This is a genomic window from Xanthomonas sp. NCPPB 1128 (genome assembly GCF_001043115.1).
Taxonomy (GTDB): domain Bacteria; phylum Pseudomonadota; class Gammaproteobacteria; order Xanthomonadales; family Xanthomonadaceae; genus Xanthomonas_A.
The window spans coordinates 1-15,727 of the sequence record NZ_LFME01000044.1 but is presented as its reverse complement, the minus strand read 5'-3'; the positions used below and the strand labels follow the sequence as shown (position 1 = coordinate 15,727).

Sequence of the window (15,727 nt, the reverse complement as noted above, 5' to 3'; positions counted from 1 at the left end):
GTCCTCTTCAAAGTTTCGTGGATCAGGCGACAGTTGCGGCCGTAAAACTCCCTTTTTCCGAATCCGTTGGCCGGCCCAGCCAAGGTCCTGTGGTCTGCCCCCTCAGGCCATTGCGTGGCGGACGGCGGCACGCGCCGCCGTCCGCGATGGATCACCAGCCGAAACCGGCACCGATGCCGATGGAGCTGTCGTCGCTGCTGAAGGCACCACCGATGGTCACGGTGGCGCGATCGCTGAAGGCGCGCTGGTAGCCCACCGACAGCGCCGACTCGCCGTTCTGGAAGCCGATGCCGGCGCCGACCCGGTTCTGGGTGCGGATGCCGGCGGCGCTGGTGGCCATGTTGAGCATGGCCGCGCTCATCGCGCCCTGGCGGTCGATGCGGCGGTCCTGGTCGCGCAACCGCGCATCGACGTCGCCGCGCAGCACCTCGAAGCTGTCGGCCATGGTGCCGAAGCGCGCATCGGTGTACGACTTGGCGGTGGCCACGCCGTTGTCGAGCTGGCTCTTGTTGACCGCGTCGGTGGCCTGGGTGCCGGCGGCGACGTTGGCGAGCTGGCGCTCGTTGCCGGCGCTGCCGATCGAGACCGTCTGCGCACGATCGGCCACCGAACCCTGCCCCAGTGCGACCGCACCTTGCGCCGTGGCACTGGCGCCCTGGCCGATGGCGGTACCCGAGGCCGCGCTGACGCTGGCGCCCTCGCCCATCGCCACCGCATTGGTCGCCACCGCCGCGATGTGGCTGTTGGCGCCCACCGCGGTGCTGCCGTCGGCATTGACCTTGGCGTTGCTGCCGATCGCGGTGTCGTTGGGGCCGTGCGCGTAGGCGCTGCCACCGATCGCGGTGCCAGTGACGTCGTTGGCGCGCGCGGCGGTCCCCACCGCCGTGGCGCTGGAGGCAACCGCCGTGCTTTCGCCGACCTGCGCGGTGCCGATGCTGCCGGACACCGGGGCCTCCGCCGCCGCAGTGGCCGCCGTCGCGGCCGGCGCCGCAGGCGCAGCCTCGGTGGCCTGCGCGGCCACCGCACTGGTGCCGACCATGCGCGCGCTGCGTGCCGCGGTGGTGCTGCCGCCGGTGCGCGCATCCAGTTCGCTGACCTTGCCGTCCAGGGCCGCCAGCGCCGCGCCGACGTTGGTGTAGCTGGCGCCCTGGATCACGTAGGTCGGCGCCACGAACAGGCCCTGCGCGCCGAGTCCGGCACCACCGCCCAGGAACGTGGCCATGTTGCTCAGCGACTGGTACAGCTGGCCGCCGTTGATCGCGTCGGTGCTGCCGGCGGCGACGCTGCCGGCGGTCAGGTTGACGATGCGCCGGGTGGCCGGGCCGCCGCGGCCGTTGCCGCTGCCCAGCGACACGGTGTCGGCCTCGTACACGCGCGAGCCGGCGCCGAGCGCGACCGCGTTGTCCGCGGAGACGCCGGCATTGGCGCCGAGCGCGACGCCGTTGCTGCCGCTGTTGCGGACGAAGCTGTTGTAGCCCATCGCCACGCCGTTCTCGCCGATCGCATTGGTCTGCAGACCGATCGCGGTGCTGCGCGCACCGGTCGCCGAGCTGCCGGCACCGTTGGCAGTGGCACCGGCGCCGGCGGCGACGCTGCCCACGCCCAGCGCGGAACTGCGCAGGCCGCTGGCGGTGGCACCGGCACCGGCCGCGGTGCTGTCCACGCCGCTGGCGCTGGCCACCGCGGTGCCGGAACTCTGGAAGCGCGCACTGGTGTCGCCGGCCGCGGTGGCCACCGCGTCCAGCTGCGCCTTGTTCACCGCATCGGTGGCATTGACCGCGGCACCGACATTGGTGATGCGGCGCGTCGCCGGTGCAGTGACGCCGTTGCCACCGCCCACCGACACCACATTGGCTTCGCTGGTGCGCGCGCCCGAGCCCAGGGCGACGCTGCCGGCGCCGCTGGCCGAGGCGTTGATGCCTAGCGCCGTGGCATTGGTGCCGCCGAAGGCGAAGGCGTTCTGGCCGATCGCGGTGCCGCCTTGCGCGGTGGCCCAGGCGAACTGGCCGACCGAGGTGGTCTGCGCCGCGGTGGCCCAGGCCGACGCACCGAGCGCGGTCGCATCCTCGCCGGTGGCGCGGGCGCTGTAGCCCAGCGCCGCGGCATACGCGCCGGAGGCGGTGCTGCCCCAGCCCAGCGCCGAGGCGTAGTTGCCCGCCGCCGCCGCACCGTAGCCGAAGGCGCTGGTGCGGGTGCCGCTGGCGTTGCTGAAGGCACCGACCGCGGTGCTGTAGTCGCTGCCGGCGCTGGCCTTGTAGCCGTCGGCGGTGGCCTGCAGGCCGCTGGCGATGGCGCCGGCGCCACTGGCGCTGCTGAACGTGCCGCTGGCCTGCGCACCTGCGCCGAGCGCGGTGGCGCCGGCGGCACTGGCGGTGGTGGTGCCGTCGAGCAGCACGTTGCCGGACGCATCGGTGTAGTACAGCGAGCCGCCGATCGCGGTGCTGGATTCGCCGGTGGCGGTGGCGTTGTAGCCGGACGCGGTGGCGTAGCGGGCGCCGGCCAGCGCGCCGCTACCGAACGCCGACGCGCCGGTGCCGTACGCGTTGCTGGCCTCGCCGGCGGCGGTGGCGTAGTTGCCTTCCACGTAGCTGCCGACATCGTCGGCCGGATCGCTGCCGCCGCTGGCCTTGAACTGCTTGCCGGTGGCATCGGCGGACTGCTTGACCTCTTCCAGTTGGGCGACGTTGACCGCATCGGTGGCCTCGGTGCCGGCGGCGACGCTGGTGATCTGCCGCTCCTTGCCGGCGCTGCCCACCGAGACGGTGTTGTCGCGCGCCGCCTCGGAGTTCGCACCCAGGGCCACGCTGTTGACGCCGGACGCATAGGCGCCGTAGCCGAAGGCGCTGGCGCTGTCGGCACTGGCGTAGCTGAGGCTGCCCAACGCGCTGCTGAAGTCCGCGGTGGCGCCGGCACCGGCACCGAACGCCGCGCTGTTGGCGCCCGAGGCCTCGGCCGGGATCAGGCCGAAGAACGAGGTGCCGCCGACCGCCACGCTCTCCGCGCCGGAGGCCACGCTGTATTCGCCTACCGCCACGCTGCCGCTGCCGGACGCGGTGGAAGACACGCCGACCGCGGTGCCGTAGCTGCCGGAGGCGAGCGCGCCGTAGCCCAGCGCCGAGGACAGGTAGCCGGTGGCCTCGCTGTAGCCACCGAGCGCAGTGGCGCCGGTGCCCGAGGCAGTGCTGCGGAAGCCGGTCGCCGTGGCCTGGTTGTCCGAGGCCACCGCTTCGTTGCCGGTGGCGGTGGCATAGGTGCCGCTGGCCTGCGCGCCGGCACCGCTGGCGGTGGCGCCGATCTCGCTGGCCTGCGCGTTGCTGCCGATGGCGATGCTGTTCTCGCCCGACGCCTGGCTGGTGTTGCCCAGCGCGACCGCGTCGACGCCGCTGGAGACGGCATTGAAGCCGATCGCGGTCGCCCCGGCGGCCACGGCATTGGCGCCGCCGCCGAGCGCGGTGGCGCCGTCGGCGGTGGCGTTGGCGGCCTCGCCGGCCGCCAGCGCATTGTCGCCGTCGACCAGCGCGCCGGCATCGCTGTCGGCGCTGCCGCTGGCCTGGAAGTACTTGCTGGTGGTCGCCGCCGCCTGCTTCACCGCATCCAGCTGGGCGACGTTGACCGCATCGGTGGCCTCGGTACCGGCGGCGACGTTGGTGATCTGCCGCTCCTGCCCGGCGCTGCCCACCGACACGCTGTAGGCGCGATCGGCAACCGCCCCGGCACCCAGCGCCACCGCATTGGCGGCGGTGGCCTCGCTGCCGGCACCGAGGCTGATCGCGCTTTCCGCATCAGCCACGGTGTTGGTGCCGATGGCGATGGTGTTGACCTGGTTGCCCAGCGCCTGGAAGCCCAGCGCCACGCTGTAGCTGCCGTAGCCGAAGGCGCCGCGGCCGACCGCAGTGGCACTCAGCCCCGGCGCCCAGCTGTTGAAGCCGATCGAGGTGGCGCCGCTGCCGCTGGCCCACGCCCCGGTGCCGAACGCCGAGGCGTTGGCGCCGCTGGCCCAGGCCGAGGTGCCGAACGCCGAAGCGCCATCGGCCGTGGCCCAGGCGTAGGCGCCGACCGCACTGGCGTCCTCGCCGCTGGCCCAGGCGTTGTCGCCCTGCGCCAGGCTGTAGTTGCCGGTCGCCCGCGCCTTGTAGCCGCCGGCAGTGCTGTGGTCGCCGGTGGCCTGCGCGCCGTAGCCGGTGGCGGTGGCGACGCTGCCGGTCGCCTGCGCGCCGGCACCGAGCGCGGTGGCGTTCTCGCCGGCATTGGCGCCGACCAGCATCGGCTTGCCGTCGGCATCGACGATCGGCTGGTTGTATTGGTCGTAGGCCTGGCCGCGGCCGCCGATGGCGGTGCCGCCGGTGCCGCTGGCGCTGCTGCCGTTGCCGAGCGCGACCGCGTCATCGCCCATCGCCGCCGCGCCGCTGCCGAACGCCGCCGCGCCGGCGCCGTAGGCATTGGCTGCATCGCCGGCGGCCAGCGCACCCTCGCCGTCGGCATAGGCGCCGACCGTGCCGCCGCTGTGGGCGAAGAACTTGGAGGTGCTCTCGGCGGTGGCACGCACCGCATCCAGCTGCGCGAGGTTGACCGCATCGGTGGACTGCGTGCCCGCGGCGACGTTGACGACCTGCCGCTCGCTGCCGGCATCGCCGACCGAGACCGTGTTGGCGCGGCGCGCCACCGAATTGGCGCCCAGCGCCACGCTGTCGGCCGCGAACGCGGTGCTGTAGTAGCCGACCGCGGTGCTGTTGGCGCCGCTGGCCCAGGACTGCGCGCCCAGCGCGCTGGCATGGTCGCCCGGCGCATAGGCGAAGTAGCCCAGCGCGGTGCTCTGCAGGCCCGAGGCTTCGGTCATGCTGCCGGTGGCGGTGGAGTCGTCGCCCGAGGCGATCGCGCCGGCGCCGAACGCGGCCGCGTTGGCGCCGCTGGCCTGGGTCTGCACGAACAGGCCCAGGCCCGGGATCAGGTCGGCCGGACCACCGACCGCCACGCTGCTGGTGCCGGTGGCCGCGCTCTGGGTGCCGACCGCGGTGGCGTAGTCGCCGGTGGCGTTGGCCACCGCACCGAAGGCCGATGCCTGTGCGCCGCCGGCGTAGGCACCCACGCCCACCGCCGAGGCGGCGAAACCGCTGGCATCGGCGCTGGCGCCCAGCGCGGTGCCGCCAACCCCGGCGCTGGTGGCGCCGGTATCCACCGCCACCCCGCTCTTGGTGATCAGCGGCTCGCCGTTGGCGTCGACCGCCACCCCGCCGACCGCCACCGCCGCCGGCCCGGTGGCCTGCGCGTTGGTACCGAAGGCGGCGCTGTTCTGGCCGGCCGCGACCGCGCCGCTGCCCACCGCGGTGGCCCCGTTGTTGAGCGCGTCGGCGCCGGCACCGAGCGCGGTGCTGCCGTTACCGATGGCATTGGCCGCCTCGCCGGCGGCCAGCGCGTCGTCGCCTTCGACGTAGGCGCCGGCATCGCTGTTGCCGGCGCTGGCCTGCAGGTACTTGCCGGCCTCCTGCAACTGCGCCACGTTGACCGCGTCGGTGGCTTCGGTGCCGGCGGCGACGCTGGTGATCTGCCGGGTCAGGCCATTGGCCACGTCGCCGACCGACACGCTGTTGTCGCGCGCGGCGTAGGAATGCGCGCCAAGCGCGACCGCATTGGTCGGCGCCTGGTTGCGCGCGTCGTCGAGCCAGTTGCTGACGCGCGCGCCATAGCCGATCGCGGTGGCGTCGCTGCCATTGGCCTGGCTGTCGGTGCCGAGCGCCGTGCCGTTGCTGTTGAAGGTCGAAGTCACCGCGCGCGCGCCCAGCGCGACGCTGTCGGCATTCCAGGCGGTGGCCTTGTAGCCCAGCGCGATGCCGCTGTCGCCAGAGGCCAGCGCATAGCTGCCCAGCGACACCGTGTACGGCGCGAACGAGCCGGCGCTGTGGCCGATCGCCACCGAGTCCGTATTGCCCGGCAGGTTCGGGAACACGTTGGCGTTGTAGCCCAGCGCGATCGCGTAGTCGGACTGGCTTTGCGCGCCAGCGCCCAGGGCGATGCCGCCGACGCCGGTGGCGGCGGCGATGCCCATGCTGTTGCCGGCGCTGGCCGCGGCGGTGCTGACGCCGCCCACGGCGACGCTGTCGGTGCCGCTGGCCAGCGCGTTCATGCCCACCGCCACCGTGCTGGTGGCGGTCGCCCGCGCGCCGATGCCCATGGCGGTGGCGTAGTCGCCGGCCGCGCGGGAGCTGTAGCCCACCGCCGTGCCCAGTTCGCCGGCCACCTCGGACAGGCCGCCGACCGCGGTGGCGCCGTCGTTGAAGGTCTGCGCGTGATAGCCCAGCGCGGTGCTCTGCACGCCGCTGGCCGAGGTGCCGGTGCCGACCGCGGTGGTCAGCGGATCCAGCGCCTGCGCGCCGCCACCGACCGCGGTGGCGGCCACGCCGAGGGCTTGCGTGGTCTGCTCGCGGCTGCCGACGATGAAGCCGTTCTCGTCGTACTCGTACACCGTCGCGGTGCTGCCGATCGCCGTGGCCGAGGTGCCGACCGCGGTGGCATCGGTGCCGACCGCGCTGGCGTGGTCGCCGCTGGCGACCGCGCCGCTGCCCAGCGCCGCGGCGCCGAGGCCGGCGGCGGTGCTGGTGGAGCCGATGGCGGTGGTGTAGTCGCCATCGGCCAGCGCATCGGCGCCGGCGGCGGTGGCCTGCTGACCCTGCGCCAGCGCGGTGCCGTCGCCGCTGCCGGCGAACAGCCGCGCGGTGCCGTCGGCCACCTGCTTGACCGCATCGAGCTGGTCCAGGTTCACCGCATCGGTGCCCTCGGTGCCGGCGGCGACGTTGGCGATCTGCCGCTCCTTGCCGGCGCTGCCCACCGACACCGTGTCGGCACGATCGGCGACCGATCCCTGGCCGAGCGCGACGCTGCCGCTGGCCGCGGCCTTGGCGCCGTAGCCGAGCGCGGTGGAGTCGTCGGCCTGCGCCCAGGACGCGGCACCGAACGCGGCGCTGGAGGCGCCGTCGGCCGAACTCAGCCAGCCGACCGAGGTGGAGAAGTCGCCGTTGGCCCAGGCACCGGCGCCGAACGCGCTACCGCCTTCGCCCTGCGCCTCGGTGGTGAACAGGCCGAGCACGCTGCCGCCGACGGCGGTGCTGGACACGCCGCTGGCGAGGCTGGAAAAGCCCACCGCCACGGCATCGCCACCGCTGGCGTTGGCGCCGTAGCCGAACGCGGAGGCGAAGTCGCCGCCAGCCTGGCTGAAGCCGCCGGTGGCGGTCGCCGCCAACCCGGTGGCGGCGGCGGAGAAGCCGGTGGCCGTGCTCTGCGTACCGTCGGCGCGCGCCGCGGTGCCCAGCGCGGTGGAGAACGCGCCATTGGCCTGCGCACCGGCGCCGAATGCGCTGGCGCCCTGCGCGGCGGCGGTGGTGGTGCCTTCCAGTAGCACCTCGCCGTTCTCGTCGACGATCGACAGCGCACCGCCGACCGCGGTCGCCGAGGCGCCGACAGCGGTGGCGTTGCTGCCGACCGCAGTGGCATTGCCGCCCAGCGTGGTGGCGCCGCTGCCCCGCGCGCTGGCGCCGTTGCCGATGGCGTTGGCGCCTTCGCCGGCGGCGATCGCATTGGCGCCCTCGACGTAGGCGCCGGCATCGCTGGCGTCGCTGCCGCTGGACTGGAAGTACTTGGCGGTGGTGTCGGCGGTCTGCTTGACCGCGTCGAGCTGCGCCACGTTGACCGCATCGGTGGCCTCGGTGCCGGCGGCCACGTTGGTGATCTGGCGTTCGTTGCCGGCCGTGCCGACCGAGACGCTGTCGTCGCGGTCGGCCACCGCATCGGCCTGCAGCGCCACGCTGTTGCGGCCCTGCGCGACCGCGCTGTTGCCCAGCGCGGTGCTGTTGAAACCACTGGCGCTGGAGAAGCCGCCGACCGCCGTGGCGTACGCGCCGGTCGCGTCGGCCGCCACGCCGACCGCGGCGCTGGCCGCGCCGGAGGCGATGCTCTCGGCGCCGAGCGCGGTCGCGCCATCGCCGCTGGCGGTGCTGTAGTAGCCGAGCGCGCTGGCCTCCACGCCGCTGGCTTCGCTGAGGGTGCCGCTGGCCACGCTGCCGTCGCCGCTGGCGTTGCTGGCCGCGCCGGTCGCGGTGCTCTGCGCGCCGCTGGCGTTGCTCTCGGCACCGACCGCGGTGGCGTAGTCGCCGCTGGCGCTGGCGTTGTCGCCGATCTGCAGGGCCTGCGCCTGGGCGCTGGTGGGAAGGGCGCCGGCGCCCAGCGCCAGGGCGATCGCACCGGCCAGGGCCAGGCCGTGTGCGCGTGCGGCACGGCGGTCGCGGACGACCGCGCCGCGCGCATCGCCGCTGGCCAGTTCCGATGCCACCACCCACATCCCCAGTGCGTTGTTCCAGACCTTGCGATAAATCCGATTCATCGACGACTGCTCCTCAATTCGGCTGGTTTTTGGTCAAAAAGCCACCCTCGCCCGGCGTTCCGGCCGGCCGACCCCCTGTCGGTTTTTTGGTGCCGCACGTCCCTGCCGGGACGCGAGAGGCTCACGCCTGTCGCTGCTCGGAGCTGTAGATGAACCGAGGTGGAATGCGGAACTGACTCGAGTGTTAACCCGGCCTCTCGAGTACGTCAAGTTTTTGACTTGATGCGACACAAGCCGTGACAAAGACCGCGAATTCAGCCTTGATTCGTTAAATTTTCGATAAATATCAATGAAAACAACCAAGTTCCGCCAATTTTTCGGCACGCACCTTGCCATCCTTGACATGTGGCCCCGCAGGCGATTTCTTTTCCTGTCAAGGACTTGACGCAAAAGGGTGGTAAGCGCGCCGAAGCCCGTCAGCAGACGCCCGGCAACCGCGCCAGACGGAGGCGCATGGCGCCGGTTGCGCGAAATGGGGCGAGCGGTCGCGCGGCGGAGCGACCTGAGTGCCCGACGACGGATGAGTGCTGCCACGATGTGTCCACGCAGCAGAAAGCCATGAGAGGGCACGTGCACCACTCGCTGGCTTGCGGCGGCGGATGGCGCAGGCACACGCACGCTGCCGCCATGACAGCAGCGTGCAAGGCGCAACGCACCGTGATTTTCGTAGGAGCGGCTTCAGCCGCGACCGCGCGCGGTCAGATCATGCGAAGGCGGGACGCGCCGACGAGAAACCCACTCGACACACAGGAAATCGACGGCATCGGCCGGTCAAACCGCCGGCTCGGCCACCTGCACGCGGCCCTGCGTCGGGACTGAAGTCCCTCCCACATGGGACACAGCGCCGCGCGATTCGGCGCATGCGCCACGCCACCAATCCCGGCACTGCTTTGCGATGGCAGCGCGGCACAGGCCCTCGATCAACGCAGGCGGCAGCGCCAGCCCGAACATCGCGGCAGCAGGCACTGCCGACGGCGCGCTGGCAAGCGCCATCGTCAGGCCACGATCAGGGCGCGAAACACGGCACCGTCGATGTCGACCGCGCAGGCGCGCCGCCATCGCGGCGAGCGCGCCGGGGCGACGCCGGGCTCAGCCCACCCACACCCGCGCATTGCGGAACATGCGCAGCCACGGCGACGCGTCCTGCCACTCGGCCGGATGCCAGCTGAGGTTGAGCGAGCGCAGGGTGCGTTCCGGATGCGGCATCAGGATGGTCACTCGGCCGTCGTCGCTGGTCAGGCCGGTGATGCCGTCGGGCGAGCCGTTCGGGTTCAGCGGGTACTGCGTCGCGACGGCGCCATGGCCGTCGACGAAACGCAGCGCCACCCGCGCGGCGGCCTGATCGACGGCGCTGTCGAATTCGGCGCGGCCTTCGCCGTGCGCCACCGCCACCGGGATCCGCGAGCCGGCCATGCCGCGCAGGAAGATCGACGGCGATTCCACCACTTCCAGCAGGCTGGTGCGCGCCTCGAATTGCTCGCTGCGGTTGCGCAGGAAGCGCGGCCAGTGCTCGGCACCGGGAATGATGTCCTTGAGCTGGCTGAGCATCTGGCAGCCGTTGCACACGCCCAGGGCGAAGGTGTCCGCACGTGCGAAGAACGCGGCGAAGGCATCGCGCAGCGCCGGCCGCTCCAGGATCGAGGTGGCCCAGCCGCGGCCGGCACCCAGCACGTCGCCATAGCTGAAGCCGCCGCAGGCGGCCAGGCCGACGAAATCGGCCAGGTCCACGCGGCCGGCGATCAGGTCGCTCATGTGCACGTCGAAGGCACGGAACCCGGCCTGCTCGAACGCATTGGCCATCTCGATCTGGCCGTTGACGCCCTGCTCGCGCAGGATCGCCACCTTCGGCCGCTGGCCGCTGGCGACGAACGGCGCGGCGATGTCCTCGGCCGGGTCGAAGGCCAACTTGGGCTTGAGCCCGGGCGCGGCGAAATCGCGCGCCAGCGCGCGTTCCTCGGCGGCGCTGTCGGGGTTGTCGCGCAGCGTCTGCATGGCGTGGGTCACCGACCACCAGGCATCGAACAGCTCGTCCCAGCGCCACTCGGCCAGGGTCTTGCCGCCCAGGCCAACGCGCACCGCGGCGGCGGTGCTGGGGCGGGCGATACGCTGCGCGCACTCGGTCAGCGCATGCCGCTCGACCAGGTCGGCGAAGGCGGCGCGGTCTTCCCTGGCGACCTGCACCACCGCACCCAGTTCCTCGTTGAACAGGCTGCGGAACGGATCGTCGCCCCAGGCATCGAGGGTGATGTCCAGGCCCTGCCGCGAGGCGAACGCCATCTCGCACAGCGCGGCGAACGCGCCGCCGTCGCTGCGGTCGTGATAGGCCAGCAGCATGCCGGCCTCGCGCGCATCGCGGATCAGCTCGAAGAACGCGCGCAGCCGCTGCGGATCGTCCAGGTCCGGCACCGCGCCGCCGAACGCCGGCAGCGCACCGTCGCCATGCACCTGCGCCAGCACCGAACCGCCCAGGCGCTGCTTGCCGCCACCCAGCCCGATCAGCCACAGCTCGCTCTCGGCCTCGCGCGCCAGCAACGGCGTCAGCTGCGCCCGCGCATCGGCGACGGGCGCGAAGGCGGAGACGATGAGCGAGACGGGCGAGACGCTTTTGTGCGTCTCGCTGACGCCGGGAGCGGGGAGTGGAGATTCGGGATTCGCAGAAGCGCTATCCGCGCGCGCGGCGCTCTCCCCAATCCCCAATCCCGACTCCCGAATCCCAGCCACACTCCATTGCGCCTGCATCGACAGCGAGTCCTTGCCCACCGGGATGCTCAGGTCCAGTTGCGGGCACAGTTCCATGCCCACCGCTTTGACCGCGGCGTACAGGCGCGCGTCCTCGCCGTCGTGGTTGGCCGCGGCCATCCAGTTCGCCGAGAGCTTGACCTGGTCCAGCGCCTGCACCGGCGCCGCGCACAGGTTGGTGATCGCTTCGCCCACCGCCATGCGTGCGGCTGCGGCGGCATCGAGCAGGGCCAGCGGGGTGCGCTCGCCGATCGCCATCGCTTCGCCAGCGTGGGTGTCGAAGCCGGCCAGGGTGATCGCGCAATCGGCCAGCGGCAGCTGCCAGGGGCCGATCATCTGCTCGCGCGCGGTCAGGCCGCCGACGCTGCGGTCGCCGATGGTGACCAGGAAGCTCTTCGCCGCCACGGTCGGATGGGCCAGCACCCGCAGCCCCGCCTCGCGCAGGTCCAGCGCCTCGGTGTCCAGCTCCGGCCAGCGCGGCGCCGGCGGCTGCCGGGTGTCGCGGTGCATCTTCGGCGGCTTGCCGAAGAGCACGTCCATCGGCAGATCGATCGGATGCGGGGATTGGGGATTCGAGATTGGGGATTCGTGAGAAGCGGGTGCGGCTGGTGTTTCGCCATTCCCTCCGCCGAGGACACCGTAACCCACGACCAGCCGTTCCTCGGCGGTCGCCACGCCGACCGCGGCGAACGGACAGCGCTCGCGCTCGCAGATCGCGGCGAATTCGGCCAGGCGCGCCTGCGGCACGCCGAGCACGTAGCGCTCCTGCGATTCGTTGCACCACAGCTGCATCGGCGACAGCGACGGGTCGTCGCTGGGTACGCGGTCCAGGTCAATGATCCCGCCCACGCTGGAGTCGTGCAGCAGTTCGGGGATGGCGTTGGACAGGCCGCCGGCGCCAACGTCGTGGAACCAGCGGATCGGGTTGTCCGCGCCCAGCGCCACGCAGCGGTCGATGACCTCCTGCACGCGCCGCTCCATCTCCGGGTTGTCGCGCTGCACGCTGGCGAAATCCAGGTCCTCGGCGCTGTCGCCGGAAGCCACCGAACTGGCCGCGCCGCCGCCCAGGCCGATCAGCATCGCCGGGCCGCCGAGCACGATCACCGCATCGCCGGGCTGCAGCGGGATCTTCTCCACCTGCACGCGGTCGATCGCGCCCAGGCCGCCGGCCAGCATGATCGGCTTGTCGTAGGCACGGGTCAGCTCCTGCGTCTCCCGCAACTCGAAGCTGCGGAAATAGCCGAGCAAGTTGGGCCGGCCGAATTCGTTGTTGAACGCGGCGCCGCCGAGCGGGCCGTCCAGCATGATTTCCAGGGCCGGGGCCATGCGCGGGTTGAGCGGGCGCGCGCCCTCCCACGGCTGCGGCAGGCTGGGAATGCGCAGGTGCGAGACGCTGAAACCGGTCAGGCCGGCCTTGGGCTTGCCGCCGCGGCCGGTGGCGCCCTCGTCGCGGATCTCGCCGCCGGCGCCGGTGGAAGCGCCCGGGAACGGCGCGATCGCGGTCGGGTGGTTGTGGGTCTCGACCTTGATGCAGAACGCCGACGGCGCCACCGCCTCGCTGCGGTACTCGCCGCTGGCCGGATCCGGGCGGTAGCGCGCGGCCGGATGGCCTTCCACCACCGCCGCGTTGTCGCTGTACGCGCTGAGCGTGTGCTGCGGGGTCTGCTGGTGGGTGTGCTTGATCATCCGGAACAGCGAGCGGTCCTGCTCCTTGCCGTCGATGGTCCAGCTGGCGTTGAAGATCTTGTGCCGGCAATGCTCGGAATTGGCCTGCGCGAACATCATCAGTTCCACGTCGGCCGGGTCGCGGCCGAGTTCGCCGAAGCGCTGGCGCAGGTAGTCGATCTCGTCCTGGGCCAGGGCCAGGCCCAGACGGGCGTTGGCCGCTTCCAACTGCTGCAGCGGGATGCGCTCGACCTCGCCGCGCGCCGGCGCCTGGAACAGCGCCTGCGCCTGCGCGGCGTCGTCCAGCAGCGACTGCGTCATCGGGTCGTGCAGCAGCCTGGCCAGTGCGGCCTGGTCGGCCGGCGCCTGCGGCCAGCCGGCCAGGTCCAGGCGGGTACCGCGCTCGACCCGGCGGATCGCCAGGCCGGCACCGCGGACCAGTTCGGTGGCCTTGCTCGACCACGGCGAGCGCGTGCCCAGCCGCGGCACCACGTAGCGCGAGCAGGTGCCCGCGTCGGCCGGCGCCGGCGCGTCCTGCGCCTGCAGGATGCGGCGGGCCGCAACCAGGTCCAGTTGCCCGGCGTCGTCGCCGTCGAGGAAGTACACGTGCCAAGCGCCGACGATGCGCACGCCGGGAACGAGGGACTGCAGGCGGGTTTCGAGCCGAGCGCGACGGAACGGCGAAAGGGCGGAAGCGCCCTCGAGGACGATCATGTCCGGGGAACCGTGTGAGGAAACGGGCTGGCTATTGTAAGCCGGGATTGGGGATTCGGGATTTGGGATTGGTAAAAGCGGCGTTGCGCGCACGGACGCTCACCAGGCGACGCCATGAAGATGGCCTGCCGTGGCGGAGTTGTGGGATCGAGCACGGCGCGACAATGACGCGTCCAGGGTGGGCCGCTCGCCATGGGACGCGCTGACGGCGTCCGGATCGCAGTAGAAGTGGGAATCGGTAGCCCGAAACCGCACGCAGGGCGTCTGCGCAAAGGAACTCGCCGCCGCAGCGCTCCAGCGAATCCCCAATCCCAAATGCCGAATCCCAGCGCGCCAGCGCTAGCGCGCGCCGCCCGCCTTGGTCGCTTCGGCCGCGCGCTTGTCCAGGGCTTCGCGCAGTTTGGCCGGGGGCAGGTAGCCGCCGAGCTGGGTGCCGTCGGGGGCGAAGATCGCCGGGGTGCCGTTGACGCCCAGGCGCTGGCCCAGGTTGTACTGCATGGTCACCGGGTTCTTGCAGTTGGCCGCACTCGGCACCTTACCGCTGGCCTTGGCGTCGGTCAGCGCCTTCTTCTTGTCCGCCGCGCACCACACCGCGACCATGTCCTTGTAGTCCTGGCTGCCCAGGCCCATGCGCGGGAACGCCAGGTATTCCACGGCGATGTCCTGCTTGTTGAGCTCGCCGATCTCGCTGTGCAGCTTGCGGCAGTAGCCGCATTCGATATCGGTGAACACACTGATGGTGTACTTGGGATTGGCCGGGGCGAACACGATGCGATCGGCGCGCGGCGCCGATTCCAACAGCTTGCGGCGGTAGCTCAGCAGGCCCTCGCTGGAAGCGAACTGCTTTTCCTGGATGTCGAACGGCTGCGCCTGGAACAGATAGCGGCCGTCGTCGGAGACGTACAGCACCTGCCCGCCGACCACCACCTCGCGAAAGCCCGGGAACGGCGCGGCGCCGATGTAATCGGGCTTGAAGTTGGGATCCAGCTCCAGCAGCGCCGAGCGCACGCGCTGCTCGCCCGGTGCGCCGCTGGCGGCAGGAGCAGACTTGGTCGCCGCGGCAGCGCCGGCCGGAGGGGTGGTGGACTGTGCGCAGGCGGAGAGCGAAGCCGCGCCCAGCAGCGCGCAAAAAGCAAAACGGAGCATTGGCGATCCATGAGGGCTGCGAATCGCCGGATTGTCGCACACCCCCCGGCACGGTCCATGTAGACAGGCTGAGCGGGCGCCACGCATGTCGTGGCGCCCGCTCAACCGCGTGGATGATGCTTGCGGTGCAGGCTCTGCAGGTGCTCGCGCGCGACCAGGGTGTAGATCTGGGTGGTGGACAGGGAACTGTGACCGAGCAGCATCTGCAGCGCACGCAGGTCGGCACCGCGGTTGAGCAGATGTGTGGCGAAGCTGTGGCGCAGCCCGTGCGGGCTGATGCGCGCCGGATCGATCCCGGCCACCGCGGCGTAACGCTTGACCAGCACCCAGAACTGCTGGCGGGTCAACGCGCGCCGCGCGGCATCGATGAACAGCGGCACCACGCCGTCGCTGGCCGGCACCGGCTGCCCGGCCGTCAACGCCGGCCGTGCGCTGTCCAGGTAGCGCTGCAGCCAGTGCTGCGATTCCTCGCCCAGCGGCACCAGCCGCTCCTTGCTGCCCTTGCCGGTGACCCGCAGCACGCCCTGGCGCAGATTCACCGCATTGGCCGGCAGGTTGACCAGTTCGCTGACGCGCAGGCCGGCGGCGTACATCAGCTCGAGCATGGCGCGGTCGCGCAGCCCGGCCGGCGCCGTCGCGTCCGGCGCCGCCAGCAGCGCATCGATCTGGCTCTCGGCCAACGCCTTGGGCAGCGAACGCGGCAGCCGTGGCGGTTCCAGCAACGCGGTCGGATCGTCGCTGCGCTCGCCACGGCGCACGCGCAGCGCGAAGAACGCGCGCAGCGACGACAGCCAGCGCGCATTGCTGCGCGGCGAATAGCCCAACTCGGTACGCCAGGCCAGGTAGTCGAACAGTGCCTGACGATCGGCGCCGGCCAGCCCGCCGCCCGCACCATCGCGCCAGCGCGCGAACCCCGCCAGGTCGCGGCGGTAGCTGTCCAGGCTCTGCCGCGCCAACCCCTGCTCGGCCCAGACTGCATCCAGAAACTGCTGGATCGCCACCGCATCGGCCTCGCGCAGCGGCGCGAGCCGTTGCGTCTGTTGGCGGCGTTCGGCAGGGGAATGCAGGGAGGGCATGTGGGCGGGATTGGGG

At 72.2% G+C, this 15,727-nt stretch carries 4 protein-coding genes; all 4 read right to left on the bottom strand.

Annotated elements, in window-relative coordinates; genetic code table 11:
* Positions 1–151: 151 nt before the first annotated feature.
* The 4 genes from ACP93_RS19225 to xerD all read right to left on the bottom strand — a co-directional run bounded on the left by ACP93_RS19225 (position 152) and on the right by xerD (position 15,711).
* Complete coding sequence (locus tag ACP93_RS19225; protein ID WP_048492270.1) at positions 152–8,371, bottom strand: ESPR-type extended signal peptide-containing protein; 8,220 nt, start codon at positions 8,369–8,371, stop codon at positions 152–154.
* Between the two features lie 1,089 nt (positions 8,372–9,460).
* Positions 9,461–13,489 carry a phosphoribosylformylglycinamidine synthase gene (gene purL / locus ACP93_RS19220; RefSeq protein WP_048492269.1) on the bottom strand — a complete coding sequence of 1,343 codons (4,029 nt, stop codon included), beginning with the start codon at positions 13,487–13,489 and terminating at the stop codon, positions 9,461–9,463.
* Positions 13,490–13,828: 339 nt separating this feature from the next.
* A complete protein-coding gene (locus ACP93_RS19215) occupies positions 13,829–14,635 on the bottom strand; it encodes a DsbC family protein (RefSeq protein ID WP_048492268.1) in 807 nt (268 codons plus the stop codon).
* Positions 14,636–14,736: 101 nt separating this feature from the next.
* Entirely contained in the window at positions 14,737–15,711 is a 975-nt protein-coding gene (gene xerD / locus ACP93_RS19210; RefSeq protein WP_082143542.1) for a site-specific tyrosine recombinase XerD, read from the bottom strand.
* Between the last annotated feature and the right edge of the window lie 16 nt (positions 15,712–15,727).

What these genes read in the sequence shown, in the direction of transcription:
- ACP93_RS19225 (WP_048492270.1), bottom strand. Translation starts at nt 8,371, where the DNA reads ATGAATCGGATTTATCGCAAGGTCTGGAACAACGCACTGGGGATGTGG.
- purL (WP_048492269.1), bottom strand. Translation starts at nt 13,489, where the DNA reads ATGATCGTCCTCGAGGGCGCTTCCGCCCTTTCGCCGTTCCGTCGCGCT.
- ACP93_RS19215 (WP_048492268.1), bottom strand. Translation starts at nt 14,635, where the DNA reads ATGCTCCGTTTTGCTTTTTGCGCGCTGCTGGGCGCGGCTTCGCTCTCC.
- xerD (WP_082143542.1), bottom strand. Translation starts at nt 15,711, where the DNA reads ATGCCCTCCCTGCATTCCCCTGCCGAACGCCGCCAACAGACGCAACGG.